The organism is Polaromonas sp. (assembly GCF_029945895.1).
GTDB lineage: Bacteria > Pseudomonadota > Gammaproteobacteria > Burkholderiales > Burkholderiaceae_C > Polaromonas.
In genome coordinates this window covers 21701-39434 of the sequence record NZ_JAQSDL010000025.1, presented here as the reverse complement: position 1 = coordinate 39434, position 17734 = coordinate 21701, and the positions used below count along the sequence as shown (strand labels likewise).

Below are 17734 nucleotides of genomic sequence, written 5' to 3'. Positions count from 1 at the left end.
GCAGCTATTTTTTTGAGAGCAGTTCGCCGACATGGCGGCCGATCGCCAGCGAACTGGTCAAGCCCGGTGACTCGATACCGAACAGGTTGACCAGGCCCGCCACGCCATGTTCGCTGGGGCCCTGGATCAGGAAGTCACGGGCCGGCTGGTCGGGCGCCTGGATCTTGGGCCGTATGCCGGCATAACCGGCCTGCAGCGCGCCATCGGGCAGGCCCGGCCAGTACTTGCGCACCTCGGCGTAAAACGCGTCGCCGCGGCGCGGGTCCACCACCAGGTCATCGGGTGAATCCACCCACTGCACGTCGGGGCCGAACTTGGCCTGGCCGCCCAGATCCAGGGTCAGGTGCACACCGAGCCCGGCCGCTTCGGGCACCGGGTAGATCAGGCGACTGAAGGGCGAGCGGCCCGCCAGCGTGAAGTAGTTGCCCTTGGCGTAATGGCTGGGCGGCACATACTGCGCGTCCAGCCCCTCAAAACGGCAGGCCAGCACCTGCGCGTGCAGGCCGGCGGCATTGACCACACTCTGCGCGGCCAGCTCGGTGCCGTCTTCTGCTATCAGAACGATAGCTGTCGGCGTACAGTGCGCTTTGGCCAGCGGCGAATTGAGTACCACCATGCCGCCGGCGTTCTCAAGATCACCCTGCAGCGCCAGCATGAGCGCGTGGCTGTCCACAATGCCGGTGCTGGGCGACAACACCGCCGCCACACCCTCCAGCTCGGGCTCCAGCGCCTGCGCCTGCTCGCGCGTGAGCAGCGTCAGGTCGTGCACCCCGTTGGCGGCGGCCTTGGCGATGATGGCCTGCAACTGGGGAATCTGCGATTCTTGGGTGGCGACGATCAGCTTGCCGCAGCGGCTGTGGCCGATGCCGCGCTGCGCGCAATAGCCGTACAGCAACGCTTTGCCCTCCACGCACAGTTGCGCCTTGAGCGAGCCCTGCGGGTAATAAATGCCGGCGTGGATCACCTCGCTGTTGCGCGAACTCGTGCCGGTGCCGATGGCGTCCGCCGCTTCCAGCACCATCACCTCGCGCCCCTGCAGGGCCAGCGCACGGGCCACCGCCAGCCCGACCACACCTGCACCAATCACCACCGCATCCACGCTGTCCATCTACGCTCCCTGTTCAAAACCGTCGAGGACCTGGACCGCGTTGGTGCCCAGCGCTTCGGCCGCATAACCACCTTCCAGCACAAACACCGTCGGCAGGCCGAGGTCCGCCAGGCGCCGGCCCAGCCGGCCGAAGTCGGCCGCCCGCAGCGCAAAGGTGGAGATCGGGTCGCCTTCGAAGGTGTCCAGCCCCAGCGACACCACCAGCGCCTGCGCGCCGTGTTGCGTGATGCGCCGGCAAGCCTGTTCCAGCGCCTCGAACCAGATGTTGACCGGCGCGCCCGCCGGCAGCGGCAAGTTCAGGTTGAAGCCCAGGCCGGCGCCCTCGCCCGTCTCGTCGGCGTGGCCGAGGTAAAACGGGTACTCGGTCAGCGGGTCGCCATGCAGGCTGACAAACAACACATCGGCGCGATCGTAAAAAATGCTTTGCGTGCCGTTGCCGTGGTGGTAGTCCACATCGAGCACGGCCACACGGTCTGCGCCGCCCTGGCGCAAGGCCTGCGCCCCAACGGCGGCGTTGTTCAGAAAGCAGTAGCCCCCCATGAAGTCGGCGCCCGCGTGGTGGCCGGGCGGGCGGCTGCAGCAAAACACCGCGCGCGCGCCGCCACCGATCAAGGCCGCGGCGCTGGCCGCGCCGTCGGCCCCGGCCTTGGCCGCCGCCCAGGTGCCGGCCGACAGCGGCGAGCCGTTGTCCATCGAATACAGGCCCAGTCGCGCGGTGAAGTTGGCCGGTTCGATGTCGCTGCGCAAGGTGCGCACCGGCCAGACCGAGGGAAAAGGCTGGCGTGCCGCGTTGGCGGCGTCCTGTGCCAGCCAGTCGTCCCAGGCGTGTTCCAGAAAGGCCAGGTAACGCGCGCTGTGCACCTGGCCCAGCACCAAGCGGCTGTCCACATGCGGCTCGCGCAGTACGTGGCCGCCCTGCAACAGGCGCTGCTGGACAAAGACGGCACGCGCCGGGGTTTCAAAACAGGGCACACGTTCGCCCCGGAAAAACTCGAAGGCGGGCGCATGCAGGGCGTGCTGGTCGCTGAACAGGGTGATCATTGCAGACGATTATCCGCGAGCCCCGCCCGCCGACGCGGCTCTACAGGGTGCGCGGGTCGGTGGCCAGCAGCAGTTGCACCAGGGATTGCAGGCTGGCCTTGAGCGGCACAGCCCCTTCATGCATGGCCAGCGTCTGCTCGTCCATGTACAGCTTGCGGTTGACCTCCAGCTGGAGGCTGTGGCGCTGCTGCAGCGGCTCGCCATAACGGCGCACCAGTTCCACACCCTTGTAGGGGTGGTTGTAGGAAACGCTGTAACCCAGGCCCTCGAGGTGTTCACACACCAGACGGGCCAGCGGCTCGCTGCACGTCGAGCCATCGCGGTTGCCAACCACGAAATCGGCATGCGCCTCACCCGGAAATTCGGTGGCGTGGCTGGAGGCGATGGCCGGCATCGAATGGCAGTTGAGGTGGATGCTGTAGCCATGGCGCTGGTGCGCGCTGTCGATGGCCTGGGCCACCGCCGCATGGTAGGGCTCCCAGCAGCGCGCAATACGCGCCTGCACTTCGGCCACGCTGAGCTTGCGTGTGTAAATGGCCTCACCGTCGTCGGTGGTGCGCCAGATCAGGCCCTTGCCCAGGCGCACCTTGCTCATCACCCGGGTGTCGGTGGACACGGCATCGGGCCAGGGCTCGTCGAACAGGCTGACATCAATCTCGGTGGTGTCGCGGTTGGCGTCGAGGTAGCTGCGCGGGAAAAAGGCCTCGACCCAGCCGGCGCCCAGGCCGTGGGCGAAGTCATAGAGTTTTTCCACATGGGTGTCTTCGGCGCGGCGCAGGACAGGCAGCGCGCAGGCGTAGGCAAAGTCGTCGGGGTAGTCGGTTCCGCTGTGGGGTGAATCGAGCACCAGAGCGGTGCTGCCGGGCAGAGAGCGGAGAAATGGGGTCATGGTCTTGATTGTGGTCCTGTCGGCACCCCTGCGGTGGCCAGCTCGGCCAAGGCCACGTTGCGGCCGGGGGTGCATGGAGGCCGGCCCCAGCGCACAGGCGCTGCGGGCCGGCTCACTCCGGTTTACTTGATGCTGATTTACTCGATGCTGATTTTCGCGAACTGGGCAATGCGCTGCATCTTCGCGATCTCGCGCTTGATCTGGGCATCAAACTCGGCCGGCGTGGTACCGGAGGCAAACAGCCCCTGCGCCGCCAGCTTGGTGCGCACGGCCGGCTCCTGCAGGGCCTTGACCACGGCCTGCTGGATGCGATTCACCGCGGCCGCCGGCGTACCTGCCGGTGCGACCAGGCCAAACCAGGACGGGTCGTTGCTGTTGGGCAGGCCGAGCTCGCCATAGGTCGGCGTGTTCGGCAGGACCTCCAGGCGTTTGTCCCAGGACACGGCGATCGCGCGCAGCTTGCCCGACTGGATGAAAGGCAGCGAAGCAGCCACCTGGTCGAAGTACACCATCACCTGCCCGCCAACCACGTCGTTCAGGGCCGGGCCCGCACCGCGGTAGGGAATGTGCACCATGAAGGTGTTGGTCGTGCTTTTGAACAGCTCGCCCCACATGTGGCCAATGGTGCCGTTGCCCGGGGACGCATAACTGAGCTTGCCCGGGTTGGCCTTGAGGTAGGCGACCAGTTCGGCAAAGTTTTTCACCGGCAGCGCCGCGTTGACCACCACCACACCGGGCGCCTTGACGAGCTCGGTGACGGCCACAAAGTCCTTGAGGGGGTCGTAAGGCAGCTTTTTGTAGACGGCCGGGTTGACGCCGTGCGTGGACAGGGTCGCCACGCCGAGCGTCAACCCGTCAGGCGCGGACTTGGCCACCTCGCTCATGCCGATGGAGCCGCCGGCGCCACCGCGGTTCTCAACGATCACCGGCTGGCCCAGAACGCGCGCCAGCGCCTCGGACACCACACGCGCGGTGATGTCGGTGGCGCCGCCCGGAGGAAAGGGCACGACCAGGCGCAGCGGTTTGTTCGACTGCGCCCAACCCATTCCTGGGAGTACTGAAGTGGCTGCGAGTGCGATGAGATGGCGTCTTTGCATGTGTGTTCCGATCAAAGTGAATTTGTGAATCCATTGTGAAGCAGGAGGGGTGCCAGTCCGCGGAACTCACCCGTGAAGTCTTCGACTGGGTTCAGTCCATTCTGGAATGAACCTCACGTAAAATCGGGCCATGAAACGCCTCCAGCCGCCGATTCACCTGCTCCGTGCCTTCACCACCACCGCGCGTTTCGGCAGCGTTTCGCGCGCCTGCGAGGCCTTGCACCTGTCGCAAAGCGCCGTCAGCAAACAGATCAGCGAGCTCGAGCAGCTCACCGGCGTGTTGCTGTTCGAGCGCATCCGCCAGCGCCTGACCCTGACGCCCGCCGGTGTGCGTTACGAGGCCGCTGTGCGGCCGGTGCTGGCGCAACTCGAAGCCGCCACGCTGGAGCTGATCACCAGCGGCGACGGCGGCGGCGCCCTGCACCTGTCCACCCTGCCCACCTTCGGCGCCAAATGGTTGATACCGCGGCTGCCGGCCTTCCAGCGCCAGCATCCACAGATTGAACTGCACTATGTGCCTTATGCCCAGGGTTATGACTTCCAGCGCGAAGACCTGGACTGCGCGATTCTGTTCGGCAACGGCAGCTGGCCGGGTGCCCGGGCCGACTACCTGACCGGCCGGGAAGTGGTGCTGATCGCCCCGCCGGGGCTGCCGGCGCAGCCGCCGCTGCGCCAGGCCCAGGACATCACCGGTTTCACCCTGCTGCAGCATGTGAGTGTGCCGCACGCCTGGACCCACTGGTGCGCGGCGCACGGCGTCGGCGGCGTCAACACCTTGATGGGCCCGCAGCTGGACCAGTACCACAGCCTGATACGCGCGGTGCGGGCCGGCATGGGTCTGGCGCTGGTGCCGCACTGCCTGGTGCAGGACGACATTGCCGCCGGTCTGGTGGCCACGCCGCTGGACGACGGCTACAGGGACGAGATGGGTTACTACCTGTGTTACCCGGAATCGCGCAGCCACCTCAAGCCGCTGGGCGTCTTCCGGCAGTGGCTGCTGGGCGAGGTCGGCAAGGCCGCGCCCGCCAGCGCGACGCCGCCAACGTTGCTATCAAATAAAGAGCTGCCCGCGCCCGCCCCATAAGGACTGGAGGCTCATTTTTCTTATAAAAGGGACGGCACCGCCGGCGCCAGCATTTCCTGCAGCAGCCAGGTGCCGGCACGGCCCAGCGGCCGCTGGCGCGACCAGACGGCGTCCACCGGCACGCGTTGCGGCCAGCCGCGCGCAGTCAACTCGGTGAGCTTGCCGACGGCAAAACGCGTGACCATCCAGCGCGGAATCGCGGCCCAGCCAAAACCCAGCACCGCCATCTCCAGCAGCATCAGGTAGCTGGGCGCCGACCAGGAGCGACGCGCCGCCGGCTTGACCTGGTCGGCCCGGCCCAGGTAGGTGTCCAGCCTCAGCTCACGGTGCCGCGCCAGCAGCTCGGGCGTGATGTCCTGCATGCCGGCCAGCGCGTGGCCGGTGGCGACAAACAGCGCGATCTCCGACTGCTCGGCAATCGTGGCCGAGCCGATGTCGGGCGGATAAGCTCCCTGGGCGCCGACCACGCCGATGTGGGCGCGGCCGGTCTGCACCAGGGACACCAGGTCGCCGTGTTCGGCGATCAGGCATTCGAATTCCAGGTCGGGAAAACGCTGCTCAAAGGCAGTCAGCATCTCCTCAAAGCGGTCCGACTGGTAGGTGTCGGACCAGACCACGCTGAGCCTGGCCTCCAGCCCGCCGCCAAGTTGGCTGGCCGACAGGTCAAGCCGGTCGCTGGCGGCCAGAATCTCCTGCACCTTGCCCAGCATCACCCGGCCATGTTCGGTGAGCGCAGGTTTGCGGCTGCTGCGGTCGAACAGGGTGAGGCCCAGGTCGATCTCGAGGTTGGCAATCGCGCTGCTCACGGTGGACTGGCTCTTGCCGAGTTTGCGCGCGGCGGCCGAAAACGAGCCCAGGGTGGCGGCTTCGGCAAAGGCGGTCAGGGCTTCGGGAGAATGGCGCATGGGGGCTTATTCATCTATTTTTTCGATGATTATCAACTTTAATGTATTGGAAATAACGATAAAAATACAGCCATTCCCTTTTCAAAGCCCCCAAAGTCACCCATGAGCCTGCAGAAGTCTGTCAAGGAACGTTTTTTCCACGCCCTCGGTTTCGAGGTGCTGGCGATTGCCCTCTGCGCGCCGCTGGGCGCCTGGCTGCTCGGTTATTCGCTGGCCCACATGGGGCTGCTGACGCTGATGATTTCGCTGATCGCGATGGCCTGGAACATGGTGTTCAACGCCGTGTTCGACGGCGCGCAGCGTCGCCTGGGTTTCCGGCGCACGCTGGGCGCGCGGGCGGTGCATTCGGTGCTGTTCGAGGTCGGCCTGATCCTGGCTGTGGTGCCACTGGCCGCCTGGTGGCTGGACATCGGGCTGTGGGAAGCCTTTGTGCTGGACATCGGCATCGTGCTGTTTTTTCTGCCTTACACCTTTGCCTTCAACTGGACCTACGACCACCTGCGGGAGATCATCGTGGCCCGGCGACTGCGCAAGAAAGCGCTGTCCGCCGCCTGAACGGTCCGCAGATTCAGCGGACCCCTGCGCGGTCCGGCATCAGCTCGCTGGTGTGCGCCACTTCAAAACGGCCCGCTGCGCCCGCGCTGCGGAAATCCCAGCGTTCGAGCCGGCCCTGCAGCGGCTGGTCGGCCGGGTCGCACAGCAGCAAATTCACCGAGTTCGGCGCCTCACGCCGGATGCGTGAGGACAGCGCGGTACCGGCCTGCACGCACCACAGGCGCCGCGGCAGGTCGCTCACGCAGGACGACAGCTCGCAGACATAAGGCAGGTGAATGTGCCCCCCCATGACGATGTCCGCGCCTGCAGCCGCCCATGCGCGCACGGCAGCCTCCCAGCCGCGCAGGCGGTCATGTTCATCTTCGGCACGCAGCACCATCACGGGCTGGTGCACCACCACCACGCGCAACTGGGCGGGCGCGGCCCGGCGCAGGCGGGCGACCACGCGTTCGATCTGCCGGGCCGACACCTCGCCGTTTTTGTGCCTCCAGCGGCGCGTGGTCTTCACGGTGCTCAGCTGCAACCAGGCAGTGTCCAGCACCGGTTCCAGTTCGGGTCCGAAAGCCTGCAGGTAACGCGCATAAGGCGTCACCAGGCGCTGCCAGGGATGGAACAGCGGAATGTCGTGGTTGCCGGGCAAAGCCAGCATCTGCGGAATCTGCAGACGCTCGCAAAATGCCCTCGCCTCGCGGAACTGCGTCGCCGTCGCACGTTGCGTGATGTCTCCCGACAGCACCAGCACGTCGGGGCGCTGCTGCCGCGCCAGTTCCACCAGCGCCTCCATCACCGCCGGCTGCGCCGTGCCGAAATGGGGGTCGGAAATCTGCAGCAGCTTTTTCATCAGGCGACATCCGCCCGGTCGGCCGGCGCGGGAACCATCAGGAGCAGGGCCTGGTCGGCGACCTCGAACACCAGCGGCGCCTCCATCCAGCAGACCTCCCCGTCGGTGGCCACCTTGACGCGCCGGCGTCCGCGTGGCGTGACCGTCAGGCGGCGAAACGAAAAACTGCGGATGTTGTCCGCGTCGCCGAGCCGTCCCAGCAGGCCGCGCAGCATCAGGCCAAACAGCGCCAGCGAGCCGATGGGGCGGACCACCACCCCGGCCAGCTGGCCGTTGATCACCGCGTTGGCGTCTTTTTCGGCAATGCCCACACGCGTGAGTTGCAGGTGGTTGTTGCCGACAAACAGCGTTGGGGTGCGCAGGGCGGCCACCTGCCCCGCCGATTCGATCTGCAGGTGCAGCTGGCGGCGCGTCTGCAGCAGCGAGGCCAGCCCCGAGACAAACGCCACCAGGCGGCTGCGACCGAACTGCTGCTTCCAGGCTTCCCTGTCCTCCAGCAATTGCGGATACAGGCCCAGACTGGCATTGACCAGAAACAGCCTGCCGTTAACCTGTCCGGCCTGGACCGGCGACACGCTCGCGCCGACCAGGGCGTTGGCGGCGGCCTCGGTGTCCTGCGGGATGGCATGGACACGGCCGAAATAATTGAAGGTGCCCTGCGGCAGGACGCCAAAGGGGCAGCCGCTGCCCAGCACGGCGCGGGCCACGGCGTTGATGGTGCCATCCCCGCCGGCAGCCACCACCACGCCACCCCGGGCCTGGGCCTGGCGGACAGCGCGGCGCGCCACCTCGTCGATCTGGGCGGGCTCGTCGATCGGAAAAAACTCGAATTCGCGGCCGGCCTGCGTGAACACGCGGGCCATGACCGCCTGTTCGTCGTCGGTGTTGTGGCGGCCAGAGCCGCCATTGATGACAATCAGCAGGGGGCCCCGGCGCGCGGCGTCCTGCGCCAGGAAATGAACATTCATGCCCACGAGCTTACGGAACGGCGCTGCTTGCGTCTGTCAGGCAAACGCCCTTCCGGGAGTGTCCGGTACGGCCGGATCACCAGCCCGGGGGCACGTCGTCACTTCATCTGCACGGAGCCCGACACGTTAACCATGACAGTGCTCTTGCCGGCTTCGACCGGTATCGCCGAATCCGACATCGCGGACTTTGCTTCCATGGCCATCATGCGCGGACGGATCGGGCCCTGGTCATTGGCGTTGATGGCAACTTCACGCAGCGTGTAGCCGGAAAAACCGAAACCCCGTGCGATCTCGCTGGCCTTGGCCTTGAACCCCTCGATCGCCTGCGCCTGCGCATCCCCCTCGACACGGGCCCGTGCCTCGCGGCTCAGTGCAAAACCGACATTGCCCAGGCTCAGGGTCTGGACCTTGCCGGCGGCCGCCGTGATACGCGCAAAATCCCGGCCCTCCAGCACCATCTCGGTGCTGCCCTGCCAGCCGTTGATCTTGCCGTCCTTGCCATACCGCGGGTACAGGCTGAAGTTGCCGGTGCGCACATCCATCTGGCCGGGCTGGGCGGTTTTTCTGGCCTCGGCCAATGCCGCCTCCAGCGCCGCCTTGAGCTGGTTTTGCACGGTGGCGGCATCGCTGCCGTCGCGGGTGGTGGTCATCGCGATGGACAGCAGGTCCTGCTGCACTTCAACGGCTGCGCTGGCCGATAGCTGCGCGACGTTTTGCAGCGGCGCAACCGGGGGCTGGTTCTGGGCAAAAACGCCGGTGCTTGCGGCCAGCAGCGCGCAGACGGCGAAGAGTTGGTGGGCTTTTTTCAAGGGATCTCTTTCGGTTGAATAAAAAAACGACCGGCACACATGGATGTGAATGTGCGTCGCCAGCGAAACGATAGACGATTTGCGGCGACCGGCTTGTCAGCATCGGCCGGCAATGGTTGCCATCGAATGGCCCAAGCCTGCCATTGGTTTGCATCTGCACCTTATCGCGCTTGCCCACAGCTGCAACTTCTGTAACAGTCTGTCAAAGTGCACGAAAAATACGGAATCCGCGTTTTTAGCCCGCAGAATTGGCTCTGTTACAAATTACGATCGCCTTATGACACAAGCTAGCAATTCCACCCGTGCTGACAAGATCCTGATTCTTGACGACGACGCCCGCATCCGTGACCTGCTGCGGCGCTACCTGACGCAGGAAGGCTTCGAGGTCATCCTGGCGGAGGACAGCAAGGCCCTGAACCGCATCATGATGCGCGATGCCGTGGACCTGATCGTGCTCGACCTGATGATGCCCGGCGAAGACGGCCTGTCCATCTGCCGCCGCCTGCGCGCCGCCAACGACCGCACCCCCATCATCATGCTGACCGCCAAGGGCGAGGACGTGGACCGTATCGTCGGCCTCGAAGTCGGCGCCGACGACTACCTGGCCAAGCCTTTCAATCCGCGCGAGCTGCTCGCCCGCATTCATGCGGTGCTGCGCCGTCGCCCCGCGGTCGAAGTGCCCGGCGCGCCGTCGAGCGAGCAGGAAGTGGTCAATTTCGGACCTTTCAGTTTCGACATGGGCTTGCGCACCCTGCAGAAAAATGGCGAGGAGCTGCCACTGACCACCGGCGAATTCGCCATGCTCAAGACGCTGGTACGGCATCCGCGCCAGCCGCTGTCGCGCGAAAAGCTGGCGCAACTGGCCCGCGGCCGGGAGTTCGAGCCCTTTGACCGCAGCCTGGACGTGCAGGTCTCGCGCCTGCGCAAGCTGATCGAGGTGGACGCCGCAGCGCCCCGCTACATCCAGACCGTCTGGGGTATAGGCTACGTTTTCGTGCCGGACGGAACCAGCTAAAGCGCCACATGCTGCCGCACGCCCGACTGCTGTCTGGCTGACCGGGCCGATCAACCTCTCCGCCTTCCGAGTCCTCGAATGCAAGGCACACGCGCCGAACACCTGGAAACCGCCCCCGCGGCGCTTGAAACCGCACCTGCGCCCCTGGAGATGCGGCCGCGCGTCGGCCTGAGCCTGTTCTGGCGCACCTTTTTGTTCCTGTCGCTGCTGCTGATTGGCTGCATCGTCGCCTGGCTGCAGACCTTCCGGGCGCTGGAATTCGAGCCGCGCGCCGTGCAAAGCGCCAGGCAACTTGCCTCGCTGGTCAACCTGAGCCGCGCCGCGCTGAAATACTCGGACTCCATCACCCGGGTCTGGCTGATCAAGACCCTGGCCGAGGAAGAAGGCGTACGCATCTCGCCGCGCGAGCCGCGCGACAAGTTCGAGCGCTTTGTCAACGATCCCTTCAGTGAGCGCATCGGTGAAGAGCTCACCGCGCGCATGGGCGAAGGCACGGTGGTGGCCCGATCCGTCAACGGTGTCAAGGGCCTGTGGGTGGGGTTCAACATTGACGGCGACGCCTACTGGCTGCTGACCGACCCCTCGCGGCTGGGGCCCCTGCAGGGCGGCACCTGGCTGATCTGGCTGATCACCGCAGCCATCCTGTCGCTGCTCGGCGCCGCGCTGATTGCGCGCCTCATCAACCGGCCGCTCAAGCAGCTGTCGTTTGCGGCCAGCCGCATGCGCGACGGTGACTTTGACGCCAGCCTGCTCGACGAACAGGTGGCGACCAGCGAGATCCGCGAAGTCAACATCGGCTTCAACCGCATGGCCGAGCAGCTCTCCAAAATCGAGGAAGACCGCGTCATCATGCTGGCCGGCATTTCGCACGACCTGCGCACGCCGCTGGCGCGGCTGCGGCTGGAAACCGAGATGAGCGTGGCCGATCCGGAGGCCAGGGCCCACATGGCCGCCGACATCACCCAGCTCGACGCCATCATCGACAAGTTCCTCGACTACGCCCGTCCCGACCCGCCGCAGCTGGGGTCGGTGTCGCTCAATGCCATCATCGAGGCGGCCGTCTATTCCGTGGCCGAATACACCGACATGCGCGTCAATGTGACGCTACCGGGCCAGATTGCGGTGCTGGCCGACGAGGTCGAATTGTCCCGCGTGATCGCCAACCTGCTGGAAAACGCGCGGCGTTATGGCAAGACACCGGACACCGGCATTGCCGTGGTGGACATTGCGGCCAAGGAACGCGACCAGTGGGTGCTGATCAAGGTGCGCGACCACGGCACCGGCGTTGCGCCCCAGGCCCTGAACAACCTGACCAAACCCTTTTTCCGCGGCGACGCAGCACGCACTGCAGCGACCGGCGCCGGTCTTGGCCTGGCGATTGTCGAAAAAACCCTGCACCGCATGGGCGGCGTGTTTGCACTGGCCAACACCGGCTCGGGCGGGCTGGCGGCGCATATCAAACTAAGGCGGGGTTGAATAGCGCCCCCACGGTCGCTCACTGCGTGTAGCTCCCTGCCCCCCGAGGGGGCGCTGCGCCTGCGGACCGGCAAAGCCGGATCCGCGGCCCCCGCTTGACTTGAGAGCATCCGCTATCCCGTTCGCCCTGAGCTTGTCGAAGGATGCTCCCGCAGGAGGCGCTGCGTGAAATTCATGCAAAAAATTGGCCCCAGCCCTTACCCAGCGGGCGCAAGCAGCTACTGAAACAATAGCACGACGGCGCGTGCTTCCATGCTCAGGCCCTGCCCCACCGGACCGAGTTTTTCGGCGGTTTTGGCTTTCACGTTGACACGCGACACCTCCAGGCCCAACGCATCGGCCAGGCACTGGCGCATGGCCGGGATGTAGGCGGCCAGCTTGGGCGCCTGCGCGATCACGGTGCTGTCGATGTTGCCGATGTGCAGGCCGCGTTCGGCCAGCAGGCGGCCGGTTTCACGCAGCAGCACCACCGAGTCTGCACCCTTGAAACGCAGGTCGGTGTCGGGGAAATGGCTGCCGATGTCGCCCAGGCCGGCCGCGCCCAGCAGAGCGTCGATGACCGCATGGATCAGCACGTCGGCGTCCGAGTGGCCCAGCAGGCCGGCGCTGTGCGGCACCGTTACACCGCCAATGATCAGTGACCGGCCCGGCACCAGCGCATGGGTATCCCAGCCTTCCCCGATGCGGAATGGGGCCCCCGCGCTCCCCGAGGGGGCGCTGCGCCTGCGGACCGGCAAGGCCGGATCCGCGGCCCCGGCTGGTAAAGAGTCAGCTGGGTTCGGTGCTGGAGTCATCAGATAAAACTTTCTGTGCAGCTTTCGGTGCGGCGGGTTTGCGCACCCGCGGCTTGGCTGGCGTCCGGCTTTTGATCAGGGCTTCGGCCAGCAGGAAATCTTCCGGCCAGGTGACCTTGAAGTTGTGGGCGCTGCCGCGCACCAGTTGCGGCGCCACACCGGCCGCTTCCATGGCGCTGGCTTCGTCGGTCACCGGCTCGCCCAGGGTCTGCGCCATCTTCAGCGCCTGCGTCAGGGCGCCCAGGCGAAACATCTGCGGTGTTTGTGCCAGCCATTTGTCCGAGCGATCCAGGGTGGCCGCCACGCGGTCGTCGCGCCCCTGCTTGAGCGTGTCGGGCACCGGCTGGGCCAGCAGGCCGCCGACCGGGTCGCAATGGCAGGCATCGATCAGCCGGTCGATCAGCGCGGGGGTGACCAGGCAACGTGCGGCGTCGTGGACCAGCACCCAATCGTCCGGTTCGGCGCCGCTGGCCGAGAGCTGCTCCAGGCCACCCAGCACGCTGGCGGCACGTGTGGCGCCGCCGCAGGCCGCCACCTCGTAGCCGGTGGCGGTCTGTCCATTGAAGAAATCATCACCGGGGGCGACCACCACGAGGCAGGAATCGATTCGCGCCACCCCGGCAAACGCCTGCAGCGTGTGCTGCACCATGGGCACGCCCGCGATCGGCTGGTACTGCTTGGGCAAGGCCGCGCCTGCGCTCTGCGCCGCGTTGTCACCGATGGCGCGCATGCCCTGACCCGCGCAAGGAATCAGCGCAAAAAAGCGGGGAACCAGGGATTTTGGCGGGATCGGCGTCATGGCCTGATCATAGATTCTAAAATCAGGGACTTAAAGGCCAGCCAGGGCCGTTCACACCCCACTCTGCACCGTTTGGGGTGTTTTCCTTTTTTCCGCCGCTTTCCTGTTACCCCATTCCGACTGCTTCATGGATTTACCCAAACTTCTCCCTGGCAAACGCTACACCCTGCCGCAACCCGCCGGCTCTGCCGACGCCCTGTTGCTGGCGCAGCTGGGCCTGCGGGAAAAAGCGGCCGGCCGCCTCACCGCCATCGTCACCGCAGACGCTGCCACAGCGCAACGCCTGCTGGACGAGCTGGCCTTTTTTGCGCCTGACCTGCGCTGCGCCCTGTTTCCCGACTGGGAAACCCTGCCCTACGACACTTTCTCGCCGCACCAGGACCTGATCAGCGAACGGCTGGCCACCTTGTGGCGCATCAGCCAGCACGACAAGGAAACCGGCGCCGACGTGGTCATCGTGCCGGCCACCACGGCGCTGTACCGCCTGGCGCCGCCGTCCTTCCTGGCCGGCTACACCTTTCACTTCAAGGTCAAGCAGAAACTCGACGAAGCCAGACTCAAGAGCCAGCTCACCCTGGCCGGCTATACCCACGTCTCGCAGGTGGTCAGCCCCGGCGAATATGCGGTGCGCGGCGGCCTGATCGACCTGTTTCCCATGGGCTCGGCGGTGCCTTACCGGGTGGACCTGTTCGACGACGAGATCGACTCGATCCGCACCTTTGACCCCGACAGCCAGCGCAGCCTGTACCCGGTGCCCGAAGTGAGGCTGCTGCCCGGCCGCGAGTTCCCGATGGATGACGACGCGCGTGCCAAATTCAGGAACCGCTGGCGCGAACTGCTGGACGGCGATCCGACCAAGAGCCGCATCTACAAGGACATCGGCAACGGCGTGGCAACGGCCGGGATCGAGTACTACCTGCCGCTGTTTTTCGACGACACGGCGACCGTGTTCGACTACCTCGGTACCGACGCCACCGTGGTCCTGCACGGCGATCTGGAGCCGGCCTTCCAGCGTTTCTGGCAGGACACCAAGGACCGCTACCGCCTGGTGCAAGGTGCACCGGACCGCCCCGCCCTGCCGCCGGAAGCGCTGTTCCTGGGCACCGAGCAGTTTTATGCCCGCGCCAACGACTACGCGCAGCTGGCCATCCGCCCCGCGGTCGAGGACGTGGCCGACAACGCGAACTTCCAGAAACTCGGTGAGATGTCGGTGGTGCGCGGCGCGGAAGACCCGCTGGCGCGCCTGAAGGCACACATCCGCAACACACCGCAGCGGGTGCTGCTGCTGGCCGAAAGCGACGGCCGGCGCGAAAGCCTGCTCGATTTCCTGCGCGCCAGCAGCGTCAGTCCGCCGGCCTTCGATTCGCTGGAAGACTTTCAGCACAGCAGCGAGAAACTCGGCATCGCGACGGCGGCCCTGAACACGGGCTTCAGCTGGCTGGCCGGCGACATTGACTTCGTCACCGAAACCGAGCTGTTCGCCGCGGGTGTCGTGACCCGGCGGCGCAACAAGAAACAGGAGCAGGTCAGCGACGTCGAGGCGCTGATCAAGGACCTGTCCGAGCTCAACGTCGGCGACCCGGTGGTTCACAGCGCGCACGGCATCGGCCGCTACAAGGGCCTGGTCAACATGGACCTGGGCCAGGGCAACACCGAGTTCCTGCACCTGCAGTACGCCGACGATGCAACGCTCTACGTACCGGTCAGCCAGCTGCAGCAGATCAGCCGCTACACCGGCGTCAGCGCCGACGAGGCGCCGCTGCATCGCCTGGGCAGCGGCCAGTGGGAAAAGGCCAAGCGCAAGGCCGCCGAACAGGTGCGCGACTCGGCCGCCGAACTGCTCAACATCTACGCGCGCCGCGCGGCACGTGAAGGCCATGCCTTTCGCTATTCGCCAGACGACTACGAAAGTTTTGCCAACGACTTCGGCTTCGAGGAAACCGCCGACCAGCGCGCCGCCATCCATGCGGTGATCCAGGACATGATCAGCCCGCGGCCCATGGACCGGCTGGTCTGCGGCGATGTCGGCTTCGGCAAGACCGAAGTCGCCCTGCGCGCCGCCTTCATCGCCATCACTGGCGGCAAGCAGGTGGCGTTGCTGGCGCCCACCACCTTGCTGGCCGAGCAGCACTACCAGACCTTGGTGGACCGTTTTGCCAAATGGCCGGTCAAGGTCGCCGAGATGAGCCGCTTCCGATCGGGCAAAGAGATCACCGCCGCCATCAAGGGCATCGCCGACGGCAGCATCGACATCGTGGTCGGCACGCACAAGCTGCTGAGCCAGGACGTGAAGTTCCAGCGCCTGGGCCTCTTGATCATCGACGAGGAACACCGCTTTGGCGTGCGCCACAAGGAAGCCATGAAAGCCATGCGCGCCGAGGTGGATGTGCTGACGCTGACCGCCACGCCGATTCCTCGCACCCTGGGCATGGCGCTCGAGGGCCTGCGTGACCTCAGCGTGATTGCGACTGCGCCGCAGCGGCGGCTGGCGATCAAGACCTTTGTGCGCAGCGAAAGCAACGGCGTGATCCGCGAGGCGGTGCTGCGCGAACTCAAACGCGGCGGCCAGGTCTACTTCTTGCACAACGAGGTCGAGACCATCCAGAACCGCCGCGAAAAGCTCGAGGCGCTGCTGCCCGAGGCGCGCATTGCCGTGGCGCACGGTCAGATGCCGGAGCGCGAACTCGAGAAAGTCATGAAGGACTTCGTGGCGCAGCGCTACAACCTGCTGCTGTGCTCGACCATCATCGAGACCGGCATCGACGTGCCCAGCGCCAACACCATCGTCATGAGCCGTGCCGACAAGTTCGGCCTGGCGCAGCTGCATCAGCTGCGCGGCCGAGTCGGCCGCAGCCACCACCAGGCCTATGCCTATCTGATGGTGCCCGACATCGAGGGCCTCACCAAACAGGCCAGCCAGCGGCTGGAAGCCATCCAGCAGATGGAAGAGCTCGGCTCGGGCTTTTACCTGGCCATGCACGACCTGGAAATCCGCGGCACCGGCGAGGTGCTGGGCGAAAACCAGAGCGGCAACATGATGGAGATCGGCTTCCAGCTTTACAACGAGATGCTCAATGAGGCCGTGGCTTCGCTCAAAGCCGGCCGCGAGCCGGACCTGCTGGCGCCGCTCAATGTCAGCACCGAGATCAACCTGCACGCGCCGGCCCTGCTGCCGAGCGACTACTGCGGCGACGTGCATCTGCGCCTGAGTTTCTACAAAAAGCTGGCAACCGCCAAAAATACCGATCAGATCGACGCGCTGCTGGAGGAGATCGTGGACCGTTTCGGAAAACTGCCGGCGCAGGCGCAGACCCTGATCGACGTGCACCGCCTTCGCGTGATCGCCAAGCCCTACGGCGTGGTCAAGGTCGATGCTGCGCCCACCGTGATCAACATCACCTTCCGGAAGGACCCGCCCATCGACCCGATGGCGATCATGCACCTGATCCAGAAGAACAAACACATCAAGCTGGCCGGCAACGACAAGCTCCGTATTGAACGCGAACTCAAGGAACCCAAGGACCGCGCGCAGATGGTTCGCGATGTATTGAAATCCCTCGGACAACCCAAAACCACCACGGAAGCCACGCCCGCATGACCCCCGCTGAAACCCTCCCCGGCCTTGTCGTCAAGCTCACCACACCCGATCTCAAACTCGGCGACTTCAAGCTGATCGCTTTCGACATGGACTCAACCCTGATCAACATCGAGTGTGTCGACGAAATCGCTGACGCCGCCGGCCGCAAGGCCGAGGTATCGGCCATCACCGAAGCGGCCATGCGCGGCGAGATCACCGACTACAAGGAAAGCCTGCGCCGGCGTGTGGCGCTGCTCAAGGGCGTCAGCGTCACCAGCATGGACGAGGTCTACCACCAGCGGCTCAAGCTCAACCCCGGCGCCGCCGAACTGGTGCATGCCTGCAAGACGGCCGGCCTGAAGGTGCTGCTGGTCAGCGGGGGCTTCACCTTTTTCACCGATCGCGTGCGCGACGAGCTCGGCATCGACTACACGCGCTCGAACGTGCTGGAAGTCGAGAACGGCCTGCTGACCGGCCGCATGGTGGACCAGCCCTGGGGCGACATCTGTGACGGCGAGGAAAAGAGAAAAATGCTGCTGCAGACCTGCGCCATGCTCGACATCACCCCCGACCAGGCCATTGCCATGGGCGACGGCGCCAACGACCTGCCGATGATGGGCGAAGCCGGCCTGTCGGTGGCCTACCACGCCAAACCGAAGGTGCGCGAACAGGCCATGGTTGCCATCAACGAAGGCGGACTCGACCGCCTGCTTGAAGTGTTCAGCCAGCCAGCCGGCACAGCGGTTCCGCAACAGGCCTGAACGCCCCCCCCGGGG

16 protein-coding genes are annotated in these 17734 nt (G+C 65.8%); 6 read left to right on the top strand and 10 right to left on the bottom strand.

Features of this window, described 5'->3' with window-relative positions:
• Positions 1-4: 4 nt before the first annotated feature.
• The 4 genes from PSV33_RS03035 to PSV33_RS03020 form a co-directional block, all read right to left on the bottom strand.
• A complete protein-coding gene (locus PSV33_RS03035) occupies positions 5-1108 on the bottom strand; it encodes an NAD(P)/FAD-dependent oxidoreductase (protein WP_300558514.1) in 1104 nt (367 codons plus the stop codon).
• Entirely contained in the window at positions 1109-2149 is a 1041-nt protein-coding gene (locus PSV33_RS03030) for a histone deacetylase family protein (protein WP_300558511.1), read from the bottom strand.
• A gap of 40 nt (positions 2150-2189) precedes the next feature.
• Positions 2190-3038: an N-formylglutamate amidohydrolase gene (locus tag PSV33_RS03025; RefSeq protein WP_300558508.1), complete on the bottom strand. Its 849-nt coding sequence runs from the start codon at positions 3036-3038 to the stop codon at positions 2190-2192.
• A gap of 137 nt (positions 3039-3175) precedes the next feature.
• Entirely contained in the window at positions 3176-4135 is a 960-nt protein-coding gene (locus PSV33_RS03020; protein WP_300558503.1) for a tripartite tricarboxylate transporter substrate binding protein BugE, read from the bottom strand.
• Positions 4136-4265: 130 nt separating this feature from the next.
• Here PSV33_RS03020 and PSV33_RS03015 point away from each other — a divergent pair, with 130 nt between their 5' ends.
• Entirely contained in the window at positions 4266-5219 is a 954-nt protein-coding gene (locus tag PSV33_RS03015) for a LysR substrate-binding domain-containing protein (protein ID WP_300558500.1), read from the top strand.
• A gap of 20 nt (positions 5220-5239) precedes the next feature.
• Here the strand turns inward: PSV33_RS03015 and PSV33_RS03010 are convergent, their stop codons facing one another.
• The gene (locus PSV33_RS03010) at positions 5240-6124 is read right to left on the bottom strand and encodes a LysR family transcriptional regulator (RefSeq protein WP_300558497.1); all 885 of its coding nucleotides are present in this window, start codon (positions 6122-6124) and stop codon (positions 5240-5242) included.
• 102 nt (positions 6125-6226) lie between these two features.
• On the opposite strand from PSV33_RS03010, the gene PSV33_RS03005 reads away from it, so the two are divergent.
• Positions 6227-6679, top strand: a complete 453-nt coding sequence (locus PSV33_RS03005) for a multidrug/biocide efflux PACE transporter (protein ID WP_300558494.1) — start codon at positions 6227-6229, stop codon at positions 6677-6679.
• A 13-nt stretch (positions 6680-6692) separates the two neighbouring features.
• Here PSV33_RS03005 and PSV33_RS03000 read toward each other — a convergent pair whose 3' ends face one another.
• The 3 genes from PSV33_RS03000 to PSV33_RS02990 form a co-directional block, all read right to left on the bottom strand.
• Entirely contained in the window at positions 6693-7520 is an 828-nt protein-coding gene (locus tag PSV33_RS03000) for a metallophosphoesterase (RefSeq protein ID WP_300558492.1), read from the bottom strand.
• Positions 7520-8488, bottom strand: coding sequence for a diacylglycerol kinase family protein (locus PSV33_RS02995; protein WP_300558489.1), 969 nt, complete (start codon positions 8486-8488; stop codon positions 7520-7522). Before PSV33_RS02995 ends, PSV33_RS03000 begins: the two co-directional genes overlap by 1 nt.
• Before the next feature lie 98 nt (positions 8489-8586).
• Entirely contained in the window at positions 8587-9297 is a 711-nt protein-coding gene (locus PSV33_RS02990; RefSeq protein WP_300558486.1) for an SIMPL domain-containing protein, read from the bottom strand.
• Between the two features lie 277 nt (positions 9298-9574).
• On the opposite strand from PSV33_RS02990, the gene ompR reads away from it, so the two are divergent.
• Together ompR and PSV33_RS02980 are read left to right on the top strand one after the other, a co-directional pair.
• A complete protein-coding gene (gene ompR / locus PSV33_RS02985) occupies positions 9575-10312 on the top strand; it encodes a two-component system response regulator OmpR (RefSeq protein WP_300533122.1) in 738 nt (245 codons plus the stop codon).
• A gap of 78 nt (positions 10313-10390) precedes the next feature.
• Positions 10391-11788, top strand: coding sequence for a sensor histidine kinase (locus PSV33_RS02980; RefSeq protein WP_300558483.1), 1398 nt, complete (start codon positions 10391-10393; stop codon positions 11786-11788).
• Positions 11789-12006: 218 nt separating this feature from the next.
• On the opposite strand, the gene ispF is transcribed toward PSV33_RS02980, so the two are convergent.
• Together ispF and ispD are read right to left on the bottom strand one after the other, a co-directional pair.
• Positions 12007-12525 carry a 2-C-methyl-D-erythritol 2,4-cyclodiphosphate synthase gene (gene ispF / locus PSV33_RS02975; protein WP_300558480.1) on the bottom strand — a complete coding sequence of 173 codons (519 nt, stop codon included), beginning with the start codon at positions 12523-12525 and terminating at the stop codon, positions 12007-12009.
• 31 nt (positions 12526-12556) lie between these two features.
• Positions 12557-13381: a 2-C-methyl-D-erythritol 4-phosphate cytidylyltransferase gene (gene ispD, locus PSV33_RS02970; protein WP_300558477.1), complete on the bottom strand. Its 825-nt coding sequence runs from the start codon at positions 13379-13381 to the stop codon at positions 12557-12559.
• A 127-nt stretch (positions 13382-13508) separates the two neighbouring features.
• On the opposite strand from ispD, the gene mfd reads away from it, so the two are divergent.
• Both mfd and serB read left to right on the top strand, forming a co-directional pair.
• Positions 13509-16979, top strand: coding sequence for a transcription-repair coupling factor (mfd, locus tag PSV33_RS02965; RefSeq protein WP_300558474.1), 3471 nt, complete (start codon positions 13509-13511; stop codon positions 16977-16979).
• Positions 16976-17719: a phosphoserine phosphatase SerB gene (gene serB / locus PSV33_RS02960; protein ID WP_300558471.1), complete on the top strand. Its 744-nt coding sequence runs from the start codon at positions 16976-16978 to the stop codon at positions 17717-17719. The genes mfd and serB overlap by 4 nt, the downstream gene beginning before the upstream one ends.
• Positions 17720-17734: the final 15 nt, after the last annotated feature.

Bases quoted from the DNA above. Each gene is read 5' to 3' on its own strand.
- PSV33_RS03035 (WP_300558514.1), bottom strand. From the start codon at position 1,108: ATGGACAGCGTGGATGCGGTGGTGATTGGTGCAGGTGTGGTCGGGCTG.
- PSV33_RS03030 (WP_300558511.1), bottom strand. From the start codon at position 2,149: ATGATCACCCTGTTCAGCGACCAGCACGCCCTGCATGCGCCCGCCTTC.
- PSV33_RS03005 (WP_300558494.1), top strand. From the start codon at position 6,227: ATGAGCCTGCAGAAGTCTGTCAAGGAACGTTTTTTCCACGCCCTCGGT.
- ispD (WP_300558477.1), bottom strand. From the start codon at position 13,381: ATGACGCCGATCCCGCCAAAATCCCTGGTTCCCCGCTTTTTTGCGCTG.
- PSV33_RS03020 (WP_300558503.1), bottom strand. From the start codon at position 4,135: ATGCAAAGACGCCATCTCATCGCACTCGCAGCCACTTCAGTACTCCCA.
- ompR (WP_300533122.1), top strand. From the start codon at position 9,575: ATGACACAAGCTAGCAATTCCACCCGTGCTGACAAGATCCTGATTCTT.
- PSV33_RS02995 (WP_300558489.1), bottom strand. From the start codon at position 8,488: ATGAATGTTCATTTCCTGGCGCAGGACGCCGCGCGCCGGGGCCCCCTG.
- PSV33_RS03010 (WP_300558497.1), bottom strand. From the start codon at position 6,124: ATGCGCCATTCTCCCGAAGCCCTGACCGCCTTTGCCGAAGCCGCCACC.
- PSV33_RS03000 (WP_300558492.1), bottom strand. From the start codon at position 7,520: ATGAAAAAGCTGCTGCAGATTTCCGACCCCCATTTCGGCACGGCGCAG.
- PSV33_RS03025 (WP_300558508.1), bottom strand. From the start codon at position 3,038: ATGACCCCATTTCTCCGCTCTCTGCCCGGCAGCACCGCTCTGGTGCTC.
- PSV33_RS03015 (WP_300558500.1), top strand. From the start codon at position 4,266: ATGAAACGCCTCCAGCCGCCGATTCACCTGCTCCGTGCCTTCACCACC.
- PSV33_RS02980 (WP_300558483.1), top strand. From the start codon at position 10,391: ATGCAAGGCACACGCGCCGAACACCTGGAAACCGCCCCCGCGGCGCTT.
- mfd (WP_300558474.1), top strand. From the start codon at position 13,509: ATGGATTTACCCAAACTTCTCCCTGGCAAACGCTACACCCTGCCGCAA.
- serB (WP_300558471.1), top strand. From the start codon at position 16,976: ATGACCCCCGCTGAAACCCTCCCCGGCCTTGTCGTCAAGCTCACCACA.